19 protein-coding genes are annotated in these 21845 nt (G+C 32.3%); 13 read left to right on the forward strand and 6 right to left on the reverse strand.

Going from position 1 to position 21845, the window contains the following annotated elements; translation table 11 throughout:
- Window positions 1-83: 83 nt before the first annotated feature.
- Complete coding sequence (locus tag QBK95_RS02480) at window positions 84-1151, forward strand: branched-chain amino acid aminotransferase (RefSeq protein WP_280930207.1); 1068 nt, start codon at window positions 84-86, stop codon at window positions 1149-1151.
- Between the two features lie 59 nt (window positions 1152-1210).
- Here QBK95_RS02480 and QBK95_RS02485 read toward each other — a convergent pair whose 3' ends face one another.
- Entirely contained in the window at window positions 1211-1597 is a 387-nt protein-coding gene (locus tag QBK95_RS02485) for a pyrophosphohydrolase domain-containing protein (protein WP_280930209.1), read from the reverse strand.
- Between the two features lie 44 nt (window positions 1598-1641).
- On the opposite strand from QBK95_RS02485, the gene QBK95_RS02490 reads away from it, so the two are divergent.
- From QBK95_RS02490 to QBK95_RS02525, 8 genes are all read left to right on the forward strand, one after another.
- Window positions 1642-1833 carry a hypothetical protein gene (locus QBK95_RS02490; protein ID WP_280930211.1) on the forward strand — a complete coding sequence of 64 codons (192 nt, stop codon included), beginning with the start codon at window positions 1642-1644 and terminating at the stop codon, window positions 1831-1833.
- 121 nt (window positions 1834-1954) lie between these two features.
- Window positions 1955-3322, forward strand: a complete 1368-nt coding sequence (locus tag QBK95_RS02495; RefSeq protein WP_280930213.1) for a papain-like cysteine protease family protein — start codon at window positions 1955-1957, stop codon at window positions 3320-3322.
- A 12-nt stretch (window positions 3323-3334) separates the two neighbouring features.
- Window positions 3335-3946, forward strand: a complete 612-nt coding sequence (locus tag QBK95_RS02500; protein WP_280930215.1) for a hypothetical protein — start codon at window positions 3335-3337, stop codon at window positions 3944-3946.
- Entirely contained in the window at window positions 3943-5829 is a 1887-nt protein-coding gene (locus QBK95_RS02505) for a sensor histidine kinase (RefSeq protein ID WP_280930217.1), read from the forward strand. Before QBK95_RS02500 ends, QBK95_RS02505 begins: the two co-directional genes overlap by 4 nt.
- The gene (locus QBK95_RS02510) at window positions 5826-6452 is read left to right on the forward strand and encodes a response regulator transcription factor (protein ID WP_280930219.1); all 627 of its coding nucleotides are present in this window, start codon (window positions 5826-5828) and stop codon (window positions 6450-6452) included. The genes QBK95_RS02505 and QBK95_RS02510 overlap by 4 nt, the downstream gene beginning before the upstream one ends.
- Window positions 6453-6554: 102 nt before the next feature.
- Window positions 6555-7472 (forward strand): YfaP family protein, encoded by a 918-nt coding sequence (locus tag QBK95_RS02515; RefSeq protein WP_280930221.1) that lies wholly within the window; start codon window positions 6555-6557, stop codon window positions 7470-7472.
- A gap of 107 nt (window positions 7473-7579) precedes the next feature.
- Window positions 7580-7774 carry a hypothetical protein gene (locus tag QBK95_RS02520; protein ID WP_280930223.1) on the forward strand — a complete coding sequence of 65 codons (195 nt, stop codon included), beginning with the start codon at window positions 7580-7582 and terminating at the stop codon, window positions 7772-7774.
- A 345-nt stretch (window positions 7775-8119) separates the two neighbouring features.
- Window positions 8120-9289, forward strand: a complete 1170-nt coding sequence (locus QBK95_RS02525) for a cupin domain-containing protein (protein ID WP_280930225.1) — start codon at window positions 8120-8122, stop codon at window positions 9287-9289.
- A gap of 69 nt (window positions 9290-9358) precedes the next feature.
- On the opposite strand, the gene QBK95_RS02530 is transcribed toward QBK95_RS02525, so the two are convergent.
- A complete protein-coding gene (locus QBK95_RS02530) occupies window positions 9359-11410 on the reverse strand; it encodes a dipeptidyl-peptidase 3 family protein (protein WP_280930227.1) in 2052 nt (683 codons plus the stop codon).
- A gap of 176 nt (window positions 11411-11586) precedes the next feature.
- On the opposite strand from QBK95_RS02530, the gene QBK95_RS02535 reads away from it, so the two are divergent.
- From QBK95_RS02535 to QBK95_RS02545, 3 genes are all read left to right on the forward strand, one after another.
- On the forward strand, window positions 11587-12621 hold the full coding sequence (locus tag QBK95_RS02535; RefSeq protein ID WP_280930228.1) for an SRPBCC family protein: 1035 nt from the start codon (window positions 11587-11589) through the stop codon (window positions 12619-12621).
- Window positions 12622-12698: 77 nt separating this feature from the next.
- Entirely contained in the window at window positions 12699-13064 is a 366-nt protein-coding gene (crcB, locus tag QBK95_RS02540) for a fluoride efflux transporter CrcB (RefSeq protein ID WP_280930230.1), read from the forward strand.
- A 70-nt stretch (window positions 13065-13134) separates the two neighbouring features.
- The gene (locus QBK95_RS02545) at window positions 13135-13473 is read left to right on the forward strand and encodes a P-II family nitrogen regulator (protein WP_280930232.1); all 339 of its coding nucleotides are present in this window, start codon (window positions 13135-13137) and stop codon (window positions 13471-13473) included.
- Between the two features lie 354 nt (window positions 13474-13827).
- Here the strand turns inward: QBK95_RS02545 and QBK95_RS02550 are convergent, their stop codons facing one another.
- The 3 genes from QBK95_RS02550 to QBK95_RS02560 are packed head-to-tail and all read right to left on the reverse strand — an operon-like array spanning window position 13828 to window position 19183.
- Complete coding sequence (locus QBK95_RS02550; protein WP_280930233.1) at window positions 13828-14640, reverse strand: hypothetical protein; 813 nt, start codon at window positions 14638-14640, stop codon at window positions 13828-13830.
- A gap of 19 nt (window positions 14641-14659) precedes the next feature.
- Window positions 14660-16156, reverse strand: a complete 1497-nt coding sequence (locus tag QBK95_RS02555; protein ID WP_280930235.1) for a RagB/SusD family nutrient uptake outer membrane protein — start codon at window positions 16154-16156, stop codon at window positions 14660-14662.
- Between the two features lie 12 nt (window positions 16157-16168).
- Window positions 16169-19183 carry a SusC/RagA family TonB-linked outer membrane protein gene (locus tag QBK95_RS02560; RefSeq protein WP_280930237.1) on the reverse strand — a complete coding sequence of 1005 codons (3015 nt, stop codon included), beginning with the start codon at window positions 19181-19183 and terminating at the stop codon, window positions 16169-16171.
- Window positions 19184-19950: 767 nt separating this feature from the next.
- Between QBK95_RS02560 and QBK95_RS02565 the strand changes: the two genes are divergently transcribed.
- Window positions 19951-21051 (forward strand): porin, encoded by a 1101-nt coding sequence (locus QBK95_RS02565; protein ID WP_280930239.1) that lies wholly within the window; start codon window positions 19951-19953, stop codon window positions 21049-21051.
- 69 nt (window positions 21052-21120) lie between these two features.
- On the opposite strand, the gene QBK95_RS02570 is transcribed toward QBK95_RS02565, so the two are convergent.
- Window positions 21121-21735 (reverse strand): DUF1684 domain-containing protein, encoded by a 615-nt coding sequence (locus tag QBK95_RS02570; RefSeq protein WP_280930241.1) that lies wholly within the window; start codon window positions 21733-21735, stop codon window positions 21121-21123.
- Between the last annotated feature and the right edge of the window lie 110 nt (window positions 21736-21845).

Raw genomic sequence — 21845 nt, forward strand, 5'->3', positions numbered from 1 at the left:
GTATTTTATTATTTTTCTGACTTAATTCAAGAACACAACAACTGATTATATAAACTTTCACAACCATATAAATAACTACTCGGATGAGAAATGCAGTTCCGCAAGAGATTGAAATCACCAAAGTAAATGAATCTAAAATTGGACAAATAGATTTTGAAAACTTAGCTTTTGGTAAAGTTTTTACAGATCATATGTTTGTCTGTGACTATATTAATGGTGAATGGCAAACTCCAAAAATTGTCCCTTATGGACCTCTTACTCTTGATCCTTCTGCTCGCGTATTTCATTACGGACAGGCGGTTTTTGAAGGTATGAAAGCCTATAAAGACGATAACGGAGATACTTTTTTATTTAGACCAGATGAAAATTTTAATAGGATTAATAAATCTTCAGAGCGATTGGCGATGCCAGAATTTCCTGAAGAATATTTCTTTGATGGACTAAATACTTTATTAAAACTAGATAATGATTGGATTAAATCTGGTTTTGGCAACTCCTTATACATTAGGCCTTTTGTAATTGCTACACAGCCTAGTGTTTCTGCATCAGAAGCAGATGAATACCGTTTTATGATCATTTGTTCTCCTGCACAATCTTATTATAGCGGAAATGTTAGTGTATTGGTCGCAGAAAAATTTAGTCGTTCGGCTAATGGAGGTTTTGGGTATGCAAAAGCAGCAGGAAATTATGCTGGTCAATTTTATCCAACTAAATTAGCAAAAGAGCAAGGGTACCAACAAATTATTTGGACAGATTCTAATACTCACGAATATGTTGAAGAAGCTGGGACGATGAATGTATTCTTTAGAATAAATGACACTTTATTAACTGCACCTACAAGTGATAGAATTTTGGATGGGATTACTCGTAAGAGTTTAATTGCATTAGCCGAAAAACAAGGATTTGATGTACAGGTGAGACCAATAAAAGTGAGCGAGATAGTTGAAGCTTCTAATAATGGAACTCTAAAAGAAATATTTGGTGCAGGAACTGCCGCTGTTGTAAGTCCTGTAAAAGCTTTTGGTTATCAAGGAGCACATTATGAATTACAGAAACAAGAAAACTCTTATGCTTCTCATTTCAAAAAAGCATTAATGGATATACAATATAATAAAGCTGAAGATGCCTTTGGATGGAGAGTAAAGGTGTAAGTTTTATAAGAAATTAAAATGATAAAAAAATCCGGAATATATTCCGGATTTTTTTGTTTTTATCTATCTAATATTTCCTTGATTTTAGGTTTAAAATAATTAGGCCCTTTTAGTACCTTTCCATCTTCACGATAAATAGGTTTACCGTTTTCACCTAATTTACTCATATTACTTCGTTGGATCTCATTGAACACCTCTTCTATTTTATATTGCATCCCATGTTCAATAATAGTTCCGCATAAAATATACAACATATCCCCTAGCGCATCCGCCACTTCTACCAAGTCATTATTCTGGGCTGCTTCAAGGTATTCTTCGTTTTCTTCTTTCATTAAGTTAAAACGAAGGGTATTTTTAGCTACTCCCAAATCTGCTATTGGCTCATTTTTATACCCTATTTCGAACGCGGTATGAAATTCCTGTACCGCAGCAATTTTATCTTTCATGTATTTCTCCTAATAAGTTATCTTTGCCGTAAAAATAACAAAATATGTTCAGTACTGGTCAGTTAATATTTGCAGGATTTTTTGTCATTGCTTTTATCATTTTGATGATATTTAGCTATCGTAAGGATCTTAAGCTACACCGTAAATATTACAAAGGCAGTATTTTCATTCTCATCGGTTTTATTATCTTTATTTTGTTACTTTTTGTCTTAAAGACGTATTTACGACCAGAGTAATTAAACTATACCCCTAGTTTTCAATTAAGTACTTATAATTATTGCTAGTATCATTTACTATCTAGCTTAGATTTGTTTTTGGTATTTTTATCAAAAATGACAAAAATACCCTGTATCGGGTATGGAATGGTTTTATTTTTTTGAAGAGTTTTGGAGTGTTAAATCAAAAGAAAATATGTTAAAAAAAATACTTTCTTCAACTCTAATAATTGTAGCAGCTTCATTCTTTGGAACAAAATTGTATAAAGGCAACTCTAATAATGAGTCTTCTATTTATATCGAAGAGAGTAGTAGTAATTCATTAGCTTCAAATATTAGAAAAGAACTTCCTAATATTAATAATGGGTCACTTAATAATGACACTGTAATATCTTTTTATAAATTCACAAAAATGCGGTATGAATCCCAACCACCAAAATCTCAATGGTGTTGGGCCGCTTGCCTTTCACAAATGATTAAAGGGTTGGATGCTTCCTCATCTATAGGAAAAGAAATGTGTGATCTAGTTCAGCATTATGGACAATATTACGAATTCAACAGAAGAACATTAAGGTCTAATGAAAAATGTTGTGGCCTTGATACTAGTAAAAAATGTGATAGCCTATCCATACAGACAGAACACATAAAAGAAGTATTTCTTAAAGGAGGTTTTGAATGTGACACTGTAAATAATTATTTAGACAAATTAAAGAGCTATGAGTTTATCAGAAAAACTTTAATCGACAATGATTCTCCAATAATTTTAAAAACTAATAATGGTAGTGGTCCTCATCTAGAAATGATTTCTGGTTTTGGAAAAAAAAATAACACAGAGTATGTATTTATAAGCAATCCACTAAAAGAATACAAAGAAAAATATTACCCTATTGATTGTTTTTACTCTAATTATAAAAACAAAATTAAAGAAATGTGGGTATCTAAGTTAAAATCAAACGAAAATCATTCTAAAAATTTAAACCCAGATAAAGACTTAATTGAAGTTCATAATACTATTAACAAAATAATAGTTAAAGAAAAAAACGAAAACAATGAAAATTGGAATCAAAATTTTGATAATCCTTTCTTATTCCTAAAAGCCTATTCATTGCTAAAAACTCCAATAACACTAGATCAAGATCCTAATACCGAAATAAAAAACAGAAAGGACATCATATTCAATTCAGTGCAAACTGACACCATAGAAGATTGCTCTAATTCTATACTTGAAATGTGGCAGTTAGGCGGGTTAACTAGTAGTTCTGTTGGAGAGATTACAGTGTTAACTGAAAAAATAATTAACAATGATTATGATTTCAACATCATTCCGAATGATCAAATTTACCTAGATAACTATGCAATTACATTAAGAAAAAGAATTAAAAACGAAAAAATTCAATTAAAACCTATCTCATTTCCTTCAGATTATCAGATAGAATCTAAATGGGTAAGCCCTGAAGAATTAAATCTGAGATTAGAATCTCTGAATAAAATTAAATCTTTTAAAAATTAAATTTCAAAAACAATGGCGCACGAAAACCTTAAATTCAGTGTTAATTTAAACAATCAAAACTGGCAACCCATTCTAGGCAACCAAGATTACAATACTTTTTATATGATCTATATAAAATTTAATCAGATTTATTCTGAAGCAAATGATTTCGGGGTTACAGAATATAAGTACAATTGTGACTTTAGAATACAAAATTTTAGAGGAGAAATTACAATGGGATTCTCTGGGACTCCTTTAATTAGCTTAAACGAAAATCCAGTTACTCCAGACGAAGTAAACAGAGTAGACGTAAACATAATTCTAAAAATTTCACCTTTTAATTTTAACGAAATTCAGGAAGGAGTAATTTTAAAACTTCCACAACCTATTGATCACGATTTTGTTTTAAGAACTGGTTTAGAAAGACATTTACCTCCTTCAGATGTTTACAATGAAGAAGATCCAATAAAAACTAAATACCTTGATCCGTATAGATACAGAAGAGATGGAGACACTGTTATCGAGATTGGTACACGTCCATATAATTCTAACGGTGTTTTTAAAAGTATCGATGACGGAGGAATTGGAACACCTGGACTAGGAATATGTGCACCTGATTTATCTACAATAATTAATCAAGCTTGAAACATTTATTAATCATATTCACATTTATAATCTCTTTCAACTCTTTTTCCCAAGAGGAGTTGGAAGATTTTTTTTTATATACTAAAAAAGGAGAATACGAAAAGGCAATGTTAGTTTTAAACACCTTTTCTGATATTACCTTAAAAAGAGAACTTCAAGAGTACTTAGGGATTGTATCTAAAGGTATTTTCGATTTTAATCAAAACGTATTTAAACATACTAATGATTCAACATCTACCGCATTTAACGTAGAACTAATCAACAATGCTTTACATAAATATATTAAAGAAGGAAAAGAAGTTGAAGCCTATGAACTATTGAAGAAAAGTATAAATCTGGCAAAAGAGAAAAATGATTCTTTAATGGTTTGCTTATCTATTCAATACGTTTTGGAAATATATGAACGTTTTCATATTGCGATTGGAGACAATTCCTATACATATTTCATAAAAGAGTATCAAAAGTATGCCTACAATGATTTTGAGAAGAATTTATCAAGGTTATATGACTACAGAGTGAGGCAAAGGTCTTTAAAGAACTATTCTTCCGAATATTTCTATAGTATAAAAGAACAATTAGAACATCTTAGATCGCCTGCTTTTGAAGCCAAGAGGGATTTAACGCATTTAACGCATTACAGATTGCTTGATAGAAAAAATTATGATAGCGCGAAATTCTATCTTAACAGAACATTTAAAACATTAGAAAAGGAGCATTTAGGATATTTCGAAAAAGAAAGGCTCGAAGCTACTAAAATCACCAAAGCAATTTTAGAATTAGAATCTGGAAAACCAAAAAAATCATTAGAGACATTAAAATCTGTAAAAATTCTTAAAGAAGATTACGTCTATAAATTGTTAGAGAAATTTGTGTTTTCCTATAAATCGCAAGCATATAAAGCTATAGGAGATGAACAAAAACACTTAGTTTTCAACAATAAATATCTTAGAGCAGAGATAGAAGCTGAACAAGCTAAAAACAAACTAAAAGTTTCAAATCAAGAAACCGAATATCAAACCATTGAAAAAGAAAAAAAAATAGTTCAACTACTTAATACGAACCTAAAAACCGAGGCACGTGAGAAAAGAAACAGGAACTTGTTAATTGGCTCTATTTCGTTATTTATTTTTGGATTCATTATTGCATTTTTAATCTATAAAAACACCAAACGTAAGCAACGCATTGCAGAACAAGAACGGGAGATCGAAATTCAAAAAACCGAAAAGCTTCTCAAAGAACAAGAACTCACAGCAATTGATGCTATGATTTCTGGTCAAGAAAAAGAACGACAACGATTAGCTAATGATCTTCATGATAATCTAGGAAGTACGCTAGCAACAGTAAAACTTCATTTTGATCACTTGCAACACAATAGAGACAATCCAAAAGTAGAGAACATTGAAGAATTATTTACCAAAACAAACAACCTCCTAGAGGAAGCCTATCAAAAAGTTCGTACGATTGCTCATGAAAAAAATAGTGGAGTTATGGCTAAACAAGGATTATTACCTGCAATAAAAAACCTTGCTAAAAAAGCCTCTAATAGTGATGGATTACAAATCGAAGTTCAGGATTATGGGTTAGATGAACGATTAGACAATACCTTAGAGATATCAATTTTCAGAATTATTCAGGAGTTGATTACCAACACCATTAAACACGCCAATGCAACCGAAATTCATATCTCTCTTACCAATCATGATTCTTTACTGAATATTATAGTTGAGGACAACGGAAAAGGTTTTCAGGCTAAAATATTACCCGAAAAAGATGGAATGGGATTAAAAAGTATTGAAAAACGAATAGAACATATGGAAGGAACATTCGAAATTGATTCTACCGTAGGAAAAGGAACCAATATCATCATAAACATACCTATATGATCACAGTAGCTATAGCAGAAGATCATCAATCTTTAATCGATGGAATTCATTTATTATTGAAATACGAAGAAGAAATAAGTATTGTTGGCATGGCTAATGATGGAGAGAAATTATTATCGATTGTTCGGAGAAAACGACCCAAAGTAGTATTGATGGATATTAGAATGCCTAAAATTGATGGTATAGCTGCCACAAAAATTATCAAAAAAGAGTTACCACATACTAAAGTCATTGCTTTTTCTATGTTTGATCAAGAAGATGCTGTAAGACAAATGGTAGCTGCAGGAGCTTCTGGATATTTGCTTAAAAACTCTCCATTAGATGAAGTTCTTAAAGCTATCCAAGAAGTAATGAAAGGAAATACTTATTATGATGCTACCATTGATCCTTCGTTTTTCTCTGAGGAAGCTGCTCAACAAGTAAAAAAGCAAGTGTTATCAAAAAGCGAAAGAGAAATACTTACACTGATCGGACAAGGAAAAACCTCTTCAGAGATTGCAGCGATTAGATTTAATTCTGTGTCAACCGTAGAAACACATCGTAAAAATATCATTCGGAAACTAGGACTTCACGGAAAAGGAGAATTACTGAGATATGCTATCGAAAAAAAGTATGATTTTTAACGCTTACAACGTATCTACTGTTAAACAAAAATACCCTGTTTTGGGTATTTTTTTATGCTCTTTTCTAAGATAGATTTGATGTAAACAAAAAACATCTTTCTAATGAAAAATTTTTATCTATTTACGATTATTGGTTTACTGATATGTAGCAGTTGTAGTGAAGACAATGGCGATTCTGGAAATCCAGGAATTTCTGATTCTGTACAAATTTCTAACCTTATGAACGACAATTTAGTGTTACCTCCTGGTTCTTTTGTAGTAGACCCAAGTACAGTGCAAATTGATGAATCCATTACTATAGGAGCTGGTTCATCCAATGTTGTTCCTATTTCATCAGGACAAGCCATGACCAATTCTATATCCTTTAATGCTCCGAATGGTAATGTTAATGCTGTTGGAATGCGTTTTGGAACTAGTGGACCCATTTATTTTGTTCCAGTAAATACAAATGGAGCAACAGCAGGTACAGGAAATTTTGATTTCTTGATTAATCAGGGAATTTGTGCTGACCTATCACAGGTATGCCATGATATCAAATGTTATGAATTTGCACAAACTTCTTCGGGTAATATTTCAAGAGCAAATATCAGAGATGTCGCAATGCTTTGTGGTAATTGTGATGAACCTTCTTGCCAAGGTTTAGTGGACGCTGCTGATTGCGGAGGTCTCGCAGGACAAGATGGGAGTCCAAGATTTAACTTAACCTGGTCAGGTGGTGCAGACTTGGACCTATATGTAAGAGATCCAAATGGTGAAACATTATCATTTAACAATACACAATCCAGCTCTGGCGGAGCATTGGATGTCGACTGCACAGGAAACTGTGCTGGAGGTAATTCAGAAAATATTACTTGGGCTAATGGCGGACCATCTGGCGTCTATCAATTCTATGTAAATCATTTTAGCGGTGGTTCTGCATCATATACCATAACCGTTAGGGATAATGGCAGTACCGTTAATACATTTACTGGCAGTATAAGTAGTGGAGACTCTAATACATTATCATATACAAAAAACTAAATGTATTGACTATTATCTTATCAATTAGCCATAAAAATACCTGTAACTGGGTATTTTTTTATGCTTCACCTCTTTTTAATTTCAGCAAAACTTTAAAATATTTAATTATGACAAAATTGAAACTTTCAGATTTTGAAATTGATAATGTTTCTAAAAACTACAATTTCAGAAGAACTTTCTATTCTGCCCTAATCGTATCATCACTTGCACTGACTTCCTGTACTACAGATAGTCCTGTATGCACAGATAGTAATAGTGGAGATACTATTGGAGCAGGAGTTAATTGCGCAGACTCGGATTAATTTGATGAATCCGATTTTAAAAACAAAAAAAGTTACCTAATTATTTTACAAAACTGTAACTGGAAAAATACCCTCTTTTGGGTATTTTTTTGCTTCGAACCCATCCGTAATTTTAACAAAACCAAATATTAGAGTTATGATCAGATACGGATATAGTAACATCAAACAACTACGATTTTTTAAAGGTGATATTTTTAAGAAAACCTGCTTAGTCATTTTTCTAACAAGTTTTCTAATACTCTCAGCTTGTTCTTATCATAATCCTTTTAACCTATAACATTATGCGGTTACATATAGCATATGCTAAACCATTTTAAAATCGCCATTCACATAAAAATATTAAAGATGAATCTACAGGAAATATTATATCCATTAACTACTAATACTTTTTTTAATGAATATTTTGAAAAAAAGCATGTAGTTATCAAAAATAAAGATCGAAACATTTTTGAAAACCTATTATCCATAAAAGATCTTGATGCTATTTTATTTTCTCTAACAAACCATCATCCAGATTTTAGATTAGCAGATCATTCTAAAACAGAGAAACCTGATCATAAAAAATACACTATAAAAAACTCTGATATTATAGATCCACTAAAATTTTCTAAAGCTTTTGAAAGCGGAAGTACTTTAGTTATGTCTGGACTTCAAAACAAAATTTACAGCTTAAGAAAATTAACCAATGAGTTAGAAACCTTTTTCAAACATCGCGTACAGACAAATATTTATTTAACTCCGAAAAAATCACAAGGTTTCTCTACTCATTATGATACACATGATGTATTTATTTTTCAATTTGAAGGCTCCAAAAACTGGCGTATATATGATCAATCGGTACCATTAGCAGATAAAACAACCCCTTTTGAAAAAGATGAATTCATTCCTGGCAATGTGATAGATGAATTTACTTTAGAGAAAGGAGATGTATTATATATCCCAAGAGGAGTTGTACACGATGCTTATTGTACTAACAAGAACTCAGGACATATTACCACAGGTATCCTCGGAAAAACATGGGCAGAACATGTGGCAGAGGTTCTTATTGAAAAATCTAAACATATTCTACCTCTAAGGAAATTCACTAAATTCCATGCTATGGATGAAAATAACAAAAACAAAGAAATTGAAGAGGTCACTAATGTAGTAACAAAACTGATTAAAGGATTGCAACTCGATGAAGAAATTATCGATGATTTCTATAGCAGACAAAAGCCCATAGCGCAAGGTCATCTACATCAAATAATAAACATTGACAACATCAATCACAATTCTAAAATCAAAATTCGTGAAAAGAATAAATTTAGAATGCTTGCAAATTGTAAAAAAATCGATGTGAAATTCTATGATCTTAAATTAACCATGCCGATAGCATGTGAGTCTTTTTTAAATAATTTACTATCTCAAAATAAACCATTGCCAATTAATCAAATTGAATGCAACCTAGATGATGATAGCAAAATTATGGTTACACGACAACTCACTAAGATCGGTGCATTGGATATTGCTTCATAATACATCTATAAAAAAACACCATTTGGAATTTATACCAAATGGTGTTTTATATATTTACAATACTACTTTTTAATTCACTTCAGGTAAGAAACCATAGGTTTTGCTATACTCTAACATCTGAGTTACAAAATCCTTAGGCTGAGTTACATTTATTTTCATAATTTCTCCACTCTCATTCATTTCAGGAACTAATACTGGATTTACAAAACCACTATATGGAGCTGATGTAAATTGCTCATTTCTTTTTAGCACTTCTGCATGAATAGCTTGATCTACTTTTACACCATATCCTTCAACTAATGCTTCGGCAGCCTTAAAATCTCCTTCTGATTTGATACGCTGCGTTTCTCTTAATAAACGTCCAAAAATATCACGTAATTTCATATAATCATTAATATTATAATACGTTTTACCTTCTTTAGTTACTTTTTCGATTACATTATCTTTTGCTCCTTGTTCAAAAGCCCAAGCACTTACCCATTGACGATTACGCATATGTGCTTCTTCTACATCATCTCCTAGATTAAGGCGTATTAACTGCGTCATTAATCCATTTCTAATATATCCATCATAGGCAGCTTTTCCTACTTTTTCCCAATCTTCTACTAACCCTAATTCTTGTAATTTAGGATCCATTAAATAATATAGACCCACAAGATCAGCACGACCTTCTTCCATTGTTGATGCATAATTCTTTAAAGTTTCTTTTGTCTCTCCTACTCCAGGATTTAATTGACCAGATGCATGCCCAACTACTTCATGTAATGCTGTATGCAACTTATCACCCAATTGACCGTACTTTTTCTCTAATTCATACTCCTCATCATCGTGTACAAATTCTTTAAGACGACCAGAACTACCTGCATTGTTATACGCTCCTATGATATTACCAAGAGAAACAGATTTAGATCCTACAGCAGCTCTAATCCAGTTAGCATTAGGAAGATTTACACCAATTGGAGTACTAGGGGATGCATCTCCAGCTTCTCCTGCAACCGTTACAACCTTATATGTAACACCAACTACGCTATCTTTTTTATGTTCCTCCATCAATGGAGAATTATCTTCGAACCATTGTGCATTTTCTGATAAAACAGCCATTTTTTTAGACATATCAAAATCTTTAATCTGCACGATTGTTTCATAAGATCCTCTATATCCAAGTGGATCATTATACACTTCAATAAAACTGTTGATATAATCAATATTCCCTTCTGTAGCAGCTGTCCATGCTACATTATAATCGTCCCAAGTTTGTAAATCACCTGTTTTGTAATATTGAATCAATAAACTTAATGCATCGCCTTGTGCTTTATTCTCAGCAACACCTTGCGCTTTTTCTAACCACTTGATAATTTCATCTATAGCTTGACCGTATAAACCGCCAGATTTATACACGCGCTCTTTAAGTTCTCCATTCTCTTTTACCAACTGAGAATTTAATCCATACGAAAGTGGTTTTTTCGGATCAGGAGATTTAATCTTTCCGTAAAAAGATGTTACGTCATCATTGGTCACTCCTGGGCCATAAAAATTAACTGCAGACAATGCTACATTGTCTACACCTTTAGCTTGATTTACTTTCTTAGCGTCAGCTTCACTAAAGATAACCTCAATTGCTTCTTTAGATAATTCAGTGTTAGTCTCTGTTAAAAGATTATTTAAATAATCTTTATTAAATTCTGGTTGAATTTTATCATTACTATAATGGTGATGGATTCCGTTAGAGAACCATACTCGTTTCAGATATGTTTCAAAAGCCTTCCAATCATTTGCTGTTTTATCTCCAGCATATGAAGTATACACTTTTTCTAGTGCTTTACGAATACTTAAATTATAACGATAGTTTTGATCCCACATAATATCTCTTCCACTTAGACCTGCCTGTGTAAGATAATACACTAATTTTTGCTCTTTTAAAGAAAGATTTTCCCATCCTGGAATTTGATATCTTAATACCTTAATATCAGCAAACTGTTCTACAACGTAGTCAAATTTTTCTTCTACAGCTTCCTTTTCTGTTTCTTGTTGATTAATCTGATCCTGTATACTTGGATCATTTTTACAAGCTATTAGCATAACGCTGACAGCCATAAAAAATACTATACGATTAAGTTTCATTTGTTTTTGTTTATTGTTTTCAGCAAATGTAACGAAATAAAAAAAATCCAAGATTTAATTTTCTGTTTAGTCTATTTACATTTGTACCCAGACATTAACTCTCTGAGAATCTATTGACTAAAACTCATTTTAAAAATTGATTATATTAGCTACTCAAACAATCTAAACTAACTAACATGAAAATCATAAAATATTTATTTTTTCTTTTATTACTCATAGTCATTGGTGGTGGTGTATATGTTGCAACAAAAGATGGCACATTTCAGGCGGAAGAAAGCAGGGTTATCGATGCACCAGACGAATTACTTTTTAACACTATTAATGAGTATAAAACGTGGGAAAAGTGGGGTCCTTGGATGGATGAATCTGACGACTTAATCATGGAATATTCAAGTCAGACTAGTGGCAATGGTGCTTCTTATAGCTGGAAGAGTGAGACACAAGGAGATGGAAGTATGAAAACGATTAAAACAGCTCCATTTTCTAGCATAGACCAAAAAATTACTTTTATTACACCAATGGGCGAAAGTATTAGTGATGTATATTGGAAATTTGAAAAAATAGAAGGTAAAAAAACCAAAGTTACCTGGGGAATGAAAGGTGAACAATCCTTTATGGAAAAAGCATTTTGGATGACCCAAGACAGTACACTTTCTAAAAACCTAAAGCCTATGTATCGTAAAGGTTTAGAAAAACTTGATGTTTTTGTACATGAAAAAATGAAAGAATACTCTGTAAATGTAGATGGTATCACAGAACATAAAGGTGGTTTTTATATGTATAGTGCTACAGCTTCATCAATTGCTGAAATCCCACAGAAAATGGCACAAATGCTTCCAGCGGTAATGGCATATGTAAAACAAAACAACCTTCCACAGACTGGTATGCCTTTTACTTTATATAATGAATTCAATCAAGAACAAGGGACTGCTATTTATTCTACAGGGATACCAGTTAGAGAAGAAGTAATTACTCCTACGGATAGTAATATTTTATGTGGTTCACTACCAAAACAAAGAGTCGTAAAAACTACTTTAAAAGGAGATATTTCAAATCTGAAAGAAGCTTGGGAAGCTGGTTATAAGTATATTAATGATAATGGCTTAGAAGCTAACGCAGCATCTCCCGCATTTGAAGTATACAGAACCGATCCTGGTTTACAACCTAATCCAGCAGAATGGATTACAGAAATATATATCCCAATACAATAAGAATAACGTACAACATAAAATTTAGGTGTCTTTAACTTAAATTTTATGTGGTACTCAATTTTAAATTATACTTCTAAATGAAACAGCTAATACTGGTGTTTATTGGTGGAGGTACTGGTAGTGTAGCTAGATATCTTATTGGTAAATTCTTAAACGACCCAACAAATGGAATTCCTTATGGGACTTTTGCTGCTAATGCTTTAGGGAGTTTTCTTATCGGGGTCATTTTAGGATTGGCGCTGAAAAATAATGCTGTATCTCAAAACACGGTTTTATTACTTGCAACTGGATTTTGTGGTGGATTCACTACCTTTTCAACCTTTGCTTATGAAAATCATCTGTTTTTACGTTCAGGTGATTTCTTAAGTTTTTTCATGTATACGATTGGCTCATTTATTATAGGCTTTCTTTTAGTATTTTTAGGGATGTGGATCGTAAAATAAGAAACTATTATTTTTAATCCAGTATCAATCACAGTTTTAGAATTCACTAATCTCTAAACAACGTTATCACATGAAAAAAATAGAAGCAATCATACGAAAATCAAGGTTTAAAGCAGTAAAAGATGCATTACATGAAATCGAAGTTAACTTCTTTACATATTGGGATGTAACAGGTGTTGGAAATGAAAAAAAAGGTCATGTATATAGAGGTATAAGTTATGATACTTCAGATATACAACGCAGGTATTTATCTATAGTTGTATCTGATGAATTCGAAGAAAAGACCATCCACACCATTATTAATGCTGCAAAAACGGGTGAAATAGGTGATGGAAAAATTTTTGTATCAGACATACAAAATACATATAGAATAAGAACAGAGGAACAGGGCAATCAAGCTTTAAACTAATAATAAAATAGTTTATTCTAAAAAAGTACAGCATCCAGTCTATTACAGAAGGATGCTGTACATTAATTCAGAATAAGAGGTCTATATGGTGGCGAACTCAAATATTCATAAAAGCAAAGTTTAATGAAATTGCTTAACAAAAATGGTCTTATTCTGATTATTATTAGTTATCCACCCTTTATTTGCTGAAAATTCAACGTTGTCAATTAATCCGTCTTTTCTACAAATTAGAGTTTTTACTATTTAAAAAAATAAATATGTATAAAGAATAATGAGGTGAGATAATAACCTCATTATTCCTTATTTATCCATATAAATATCTAAAACAATTAATTAAGGAATTTAACTAACATTTTATTGTTTAGTAAATCTATATGTAGTTTGAACAGGTCCTGAACCACAATCGTTTTGTACATCATTCGAAAAAGTAACTTCAAATACCGAGTCATCACTAGGGTCGTAACTTGAGTTACCACTTGTGCTTGGTCCAAACCAATCGGTGCCACTATTACAGGCACAATTAGTGTTCTGGATAATTACAACAGTTTCATTACAGACTAAGTTAAAAGTGAAAGGTATCGGTGCAGAGCAAAAATTGGGAAAATTAGGAGTATTAAATACTCTCGTCAATCCATCTGATGTAATTTCCACGACACCTCCATTATTTAATGTCGGGCCACTAAAAGGTAGGAAAGGTGTAATTTCATCAATTCTATACATCCCTGTAAAAAGTGTATCACTCACTGGGCAAACCTGAAAAATATTAACAATCAAATTCTCATCAGGTGTAACAAAATCCTGACCTTCAATAATTTTCAAAACTAACTTCTCTGGAGTTGGTGTTACATTATCATCTACCCCGTTAATAGTGAGAGTTCCATGATATGAATTCGCTGGTATCACAATAGATCCAAAAGAATACGTAGTTGGTCCTGCTGTTGTTTCATCTTCTACAACAGCTACATTAAAAGTTCTTTCAGATGTACTTAACGTAGTTACATTTGCAATTACATCTACAGATCCAGTAGCATCTATCTCGATTGGGAGATCAACTATTCCTGCCGAAAAAGTTACTAGCGCTTGGTTTCCGTCGAAGAGTATTTTATCCTCTTCACAAGAAGATAAAATAATCGTTGTTAACAATGTTATCAAAAAATATTTTTTCATAATTTCTATTTCTTCTTTATTAATACCCTGGATTTTGTTGTGCACGCAAACCTGGGTTCGCATTTAGCTCTCTAAGTGGAATTGGTAATGTAAATCTATGATCAGTAACTGGCAATGTACATGCTCCATTAAACTCGCAATCCAATGGGTCTTTTGATATTCCTTGACCAGCACGTTCGCCTAATCTCTTTAAATCAAGATATCTATGACCTTCAAAAGCAAACTCTATTCGTCTTTCATTCAAAATAGCGGCAAAGGCCTCTGTTTGATTTGCATATACTGGTAAGGTTTGATCACTTCCAAATCTAGCATCTCGTAATTGCTTTATATATGCAGCTGTAGAGTTACTAGCACCATTAATATTTCCATCATTAGCGCTTGCTTCTGCCAATATTAACACCATTTCTGAAGATCTAAATATTTTTAAATCGTTCATTAACGGCTGATTGTCAGATCCTTGATACTTATTAATAACCAATACATCTTCATTCACAAAATCCGTAGCATTTTGATAATCTGGAGATATTATAGAGCTCGGTGAAATGTTCACATTAAACCTAATATCTCCTGTATCTAGTAAATTAAATAAGGATCTACCCATTTCGAAATAGGGTCCTCCATCAATTGTAGCATTAGTAAAAGCGAATCGCCCACCTGCCCATCCAGTAGAAGAAACAAGGCCTGATGTACCTTGACGATCATAAGCATCACCAACAGTTCGTTCTAATTTAAATATAATCTCACTAACATCTGTATCTAGATACATATTAAAGTATTGTCCTTGATCTGCAAGAGGGTAAGTCGCTAAAAGTTGGTTTGCATATGAAGCTGCAGCAGTATATTGTTGACGATATGCCGCCATTCTTGCTCTCAAAGCTGTTATGAAATCTTTGGATACAAATATTGAACTAGACTGCGTACTCAATAAATTCTCTGCAGTATTTAAATCAGATTCAATCAAAGCAAAAACTTCACCATTTGTATTCCTAAGTAACTTCTGATCAATTCCTGGCACAAAATCTACAGCAATAACTCCTAATGCATTATCATCCGTAAGGTCGGTAGAATAATACGTCAATAATTTAAAGTGAGAAAATGCTCTCAATGCATAAGCTTGTCCTAATATATTATCATATTCTTCCTGTTCATCGGTTTCTGGTGTAACAAACTCTGCTCCTGCGATCAATCTATTCACTCTATTTATTTCAAAATAACCTCTTGACCAGAACGAATCTGCAGCATTAGAAGTGGCATCTAGTTGAAATGTATAATCTACTAATCCTTGTCCTCCACTTTCAACCCCAATAGAAACCTCATCCGTAAATACTGCTGAAAATGCTATATCCTGTACGGCATCGTATGCAATGTATACACCGCTTAATCCATCCGACAAATCTTCTAAACTCTGAAAAGCTACTTCTGGAGTGATCCTTCCTACTTGTTGAATATCTATAGCATCTTCACAACTAGAAAGAAATGCTAAACATAGTATAAGTATAAATCTTAATGTTTTCATTTTTATATTTTTTTATAATCCTAATTCAATTCCGAATGATAATATTCTTGGTGTTGGGTAGGTTCTTGTACCAAAACGAGCCTCTGCATCATACCCTCTCCATTCTGAAAATGTGAATAAATTTTCAGCAGTTCCAAATATTTTTATCCTGTCAATTCTGGTTCCTTTTAAGAATTTTTGTGGAAAAACATATCCTACATTTAAAAATCGAAGTCTTAAATAATCAGAGGTTCTTAAAAATCTATCCGAAGCGACATCCAAATTTGTAGCATCTAAACTAGGAATATCTGTTATGCGGTTATCTGGTGTCCAGGCATTAAGAATATCACCTGATAATTGAAAATCACCAATAAGATCTCTGTCTATGAAACCAGCATAATCAAAATCAAATCGATCAACCCCAATTACATAATTCCATTGAGTAGTCAAATAAAAACCTTTATAATTTATGTCAAACCCAAAATTACCAGAAGCATCAGGAGTATTATTTTTTCCTGTCCATACTGCATCTCTATCAAAATTGGGATTCTCAGTTAAATCGCCATTAACATCCAAAAACAATAAATTACCTGTAGCAGGACTTACACCAGCATAACGCACTGTTTTGATTTCAAAGATTCTTCCTCCGTTTCTACCAATACCTAGAATTTCTCCTGTTTCTGATGGTAAATTGGCTAACTCATTTTTATTATAGTTCCCTAAAAAGTTTAGTGTTACTTTTAAGTCATTACCTTTAATAAGGTCGTAAGAAAGATTCCAATCTACACCTGTATTGGTTAAATCACCAACATTGGCATCTACGGTCCCTTGACCATTAATCAAAGTAATTGGTAATGATTGAAATAAATCTTTCGTCTTTTTTCTATAAAAATCAACACTACCTCTAAGTCTGCTATTAAAAAGTCCAAAATCTAAACCAATATTAGCTTGTGTCACTTCTTCCCATTTTAAAGTATTAACTCCTATTTGATTTGAAAAGATAGCATTTGTACCAGCATAGCCTTGACCAGTCCCAAAGAAAGAAAAAGGTAAATCTCCTCCAGAAAAATATGTATTACCCGTTATTCTTTGATTACCTGTAGTACCATAAGACAGTCTTAACTTTAAATCATTGAATACAGAATATTCCATAAAATTTTCATTAGAAATATTCCATCGTGCACCAACCGAATAGAATGTACCCCATCTGTTTGTAGTAGAAAATCTATAAGACGCATCACGTCTTACTGTAGCAGAAATACCATATCTAGTATCATAATCATAATCTACATTACCAAAATAAGAAAATAGACCTGCATCTAATCTATTAGAATTTGCTTGATCTACAAAGAAATCATTATCTCCATTATCATCTACAAAACCACTGCCATCTCCAGGAAAAAAAGTTCTTGGATTTAAACCATTTGCTCTAAATCCGAATGTGCGAAAATGTGCTTTAAAGTAATCTACAAAAGCACTAGCATCAATAGTGTGTTGACCTAAAATTTTATTGTAATTTAAAGATACCGTACTATTGAATGCAAAATTTCGTGTTGTTTGTTGATCTTGAAATCCAGGAGTTGTATTTCCGTTTTGGGCAAAACGAAGTGAATTTCTAGAATTTGGACCTTCGGATTGAGAGAATATAATGTTTTCATAATCTCCTCCAAAATTGATTTTAGCGGTTAAATCATTAAATATTTTATAGTCGGCAGAAAATCCTGCAATAATTTTCACTTCTTCTTCTAGACGATCATACGTTAACAGCCTATCAATAATATATAAAGGAGTATTTGCCAGTCTAAAATCCTGAGCAAGAACCGCACCACCAGGATAATCTTCTGGAGTAAAATAAGGTAATGATGAATTAGCTCCGTAAAATGGATTTCTATTGACCGCAGTACTTCCTACATCACCAGCAATATCACTTTTAGAGTAATTTGCAGTAAAATTTGAGGAATAATTAAATTTATCATTTCGTGAAGTCCCACTTACGTTATTTCTAAAATTGAAACGTTTTAAGTTTGTATTTCTTAATATTCCTTCTTGATCAAAGTATCCTAGTGATGTAAAGGATGATGATCTTTCACCACCTTTACTAAAAGAAATATTATGATTTACGGTCAAGGCGGTTCTTAAAAAGTAATCAAGCCAATCTGTTTCTGGTTGTTCAGCAATCTCAGCATCTGTTAAAGGTCCTCCATTAACACCACCTGTTCCTCCTCTTCCTACGTTACGATCCCGTTCTAATCTCAAATACTCAGGAGTTGACAGTAAATTGTAATCATGCCCTTGTAATGTTGCAAAACTTTGAATTCCTGTATATCTGACCTTTAGACCAGAACCTACAGTTCCTTTTTTCGTTTTTATAACAACAACTCCATTAGCTCCTCTACTACCAAATATTGAAGTTCCCGCAGCATCCTTAATAACGGATATAGATTCGATATCATTGGGATTTAAACTTCTGAAATTATCTTCATTAATTGGAATCCCATCCATTAAAAATAAGGGTTCTGTATTTCCATTTATGGAACTAACACCCCTTATCTGAACTAAAGAATTAGCTCCAGGCTGTCCATCTGCTGTAGAAATATCCAAACCAGCCACTTGACCTGCCAAACTTTGGATAGTACTTGCATTAGATCTACCTTCAATAGATTCTGCTGTAATGGTAACTGAAGCTATCGTCGATTTAGCTTTTGGCCTAGTTCGGTACCCTTCAATAACAACTTCCTGTAATGTGGAAAGGTCTTCTTCCATCTTCACATTAATTGTTGCGCTATCGCCTATAATCACTTCAGTATTTTTCATACCTATATATGAAAATACTATCGTTTGTCCTTTAGATGCCCTGATAGTGTAATTACCATCAAAATCCGTTTGAACTCCGTTTGTTGTATTTTTAATAACAACATTAACACCTGGTAATGGTGCATCATCTAATGATGACGATACATTACCAGAAATGGATCTTTCTTGTGCATAAGTGAAATGTGTCACAAGTATCAGTAATAGTACTGACAAACTAACATTTTTTGTTTTCATACCTTCTGTTTAGATAATTATTTCAGCAGTGAAATTGTTATATATTATTTATAAATCAAACGATGATTAGGGTATTGGGTAAGATCATATTGCAATCAGATAGAATAATATAAAGACCTGCTTCTCTGCACTTCTTAATATCTATTCTTTCTTAAATTCACTTTATATCCAGATAAAAAAAATGCCTACAATCTTTCTTTATTTTCTTTTGTGTGGGATAAAAAACGGATAGTTAATCATTCAAGACTTATTAAACCTAGATTGGTTATTTCGAATGATTTTTGAAATTATTAATACAAACATTCAATTGATTTACTCTATTCTATATATAATTATAGGTATTACATAGAACTCTTAGTCAAGTATCGCTAATGATCAAGAAGAGAGTTTTTATAAATAAGTATACTTCAAGGCTCTTATTTATATCCTATTACTTTATTAATGTAATAACAGGATGTTGGTGTATAGAATTATTAAATACATCTAACCTTTTTGTTTTATTCTTTAGTGTTTTTATTATTCTGAAAATGGTTAAGGATTTTACTTTCATTTTTAAAGTTTCCATAAAAAAGTTAAAAAGTTAGAAAACGCACTTTCAAATTCCTAAAATTTAACCTTATAACCATCAATGCCTAATTTTTTAGGGGGTTAAAATAAAAAATACATAAAAATGATGCGTTATACCCCTTTTTTTATTGGGGTAAAATCGTTTTAACATAATTTTACAGCACCAATTAAAAACAAATTAATACCAATTAATGTTTATTATGAAAACAAAAACCGTAACAAATCTTTTTAAAAAAGTATCTCTTTTTTCTTTAGCTCTAATTAGTTTCGCTTCAATTGCGCAGGAAGAAGAAGAAAAAAAATGGTTCGATAACTTTTCTGTTAGTGGATCAGTAGATGGGTATTTTAGATATAATTTTGGAGCACAAAATGACAACTCTACCGCACCAGCTACTTCTTTTGCAAATCAATCTGGTTTCGCTTTGGGAATGGCTAACGTAATTCTTGGTTATGAAGGAGAAAAAGTAGGATTTGTAGCAGATCTTGTATATGGCCAAAGAGGTGAAGACGCTGTCTTTAATTCTGATGGTTCTGCTCAAATTGTAAATCAATTATATGCATACTGGAATGTAACCGAAAAATTCAAACTTACTTTTGGTAATTTCAACACCTTTCTTGGTTATGAAGTAATTTCTCCAGTAGGAAACTTTAATTATTCAACTTCATATATGTTCTCATATGGGCCTTTTTCTCATACAGGACTTAAGGCAGATTTTGCGCTTAGCGAAAAATGGTCAGCTATGATAGCGGTTATGAATCCTACCGACTACACAGAAAACAACCCTTTTGATACTTATATTTTTGGAGCTCAATTAGGATACTCTGCCGACAATGGTAGTGCATATCTAAATTTTAGATATGGAAACGAAGGTGAACCAGGACTTGTTGGCCCAACATTTCAAGCCGATCTTACTACTGGATGGGATCTTGCAGACAAGTTTTATCTAGGTGTTAATGCAACTTACTTAACAACAGAAGACCAAGGAGATGCTGATGCTTCGGGATTCTATGGTATTGCATTATACCCACAACTTAAAGCTACAGAAAAATTCACCTTAGGATTAAGAGGAGAATATTTCTCTGTATTTAATAACGGTTTAACAGGAGTAGTTGGTCTTGATGGAGAAGGTGACGGTAGCGTTATTGCAGCTACACTTACTGGAAGTTACGATATCGGTAATCTAACACTAAAACCTGAATTGAGATTAGACACTACATCCGAGGATTTCTTCTTAGATAATGATGGAGAAGCTACAAAAAGTCTTTCTTCTTTTGTTCTGGGAGCAATCTATAAATTCTAATATATTACGATACGTTTAATATATTGTTTGTTTATGCCAAAAGCGTTCTGATAGATTCAGAACGCTTTTTTATTTATTTTCTTCGTGTTTCTTATATTTCTTAACACCAACTGGAATCTCTAACTCCAAATGATTCTCTTCTGGTGGAATAGGGCAAGAATATCTTGCACTATATGCGCAATATGGATTATAGGCTGTGTTAAAGTCAATCACAATAGTATCTCCTTCTGGAATTTTAAGATCCATAAAACGTCCACCTCCATAACTAGTTTCTCCATTAGTCAAATCTGTAAATGGTAAGAACAAATAATCTTTATATTCTGGTTGTGTTTTTAAGCCTTGGTTCTGATATATATTCAAAACCCATTCTTTCTCCTGAAGTACAAAATGAGCCTCACCATACTTTACATAAATCGGTTCACGATTGGTTGTCGTTTTCATAATAAAAGGCGTCTCATATGGTGTACGCACAAAGGAAGCTAAAACACTATAAGTAGTATCAATGTCAAAAAATTCTAATTCTTTAAATTCTTTAAAATCCTTCGGAGTTAATGGTGATTCTTCTTCAGAAGCAAAATCTCTATTAAGTTCCTCTTGGAATACCAAAACTCTATGAATCGCAGTAGAATCTTGCGCAATTACATTACTAAAAAATAGAATTAATAAAAAAGATAATCTATACACGTCCCCTTATTTTTTTTTTGCAAAAGTACAAAGCATTAGTAATAAACAAGTTAATATTCTCTAAAATTGTATATAATTTTTAGACAAACAGTTACTTTTGCGGGTTATTA

It is taken from the genome of Aquimarina mycalae, assembly GCF_029906345.1.
Taxonomy (GTDB): domain Bacteria; phylum Bacteroidota; class Bacteroidia; order Flavobacteriales; family Flavobacteriaceae; genus Aquimarina.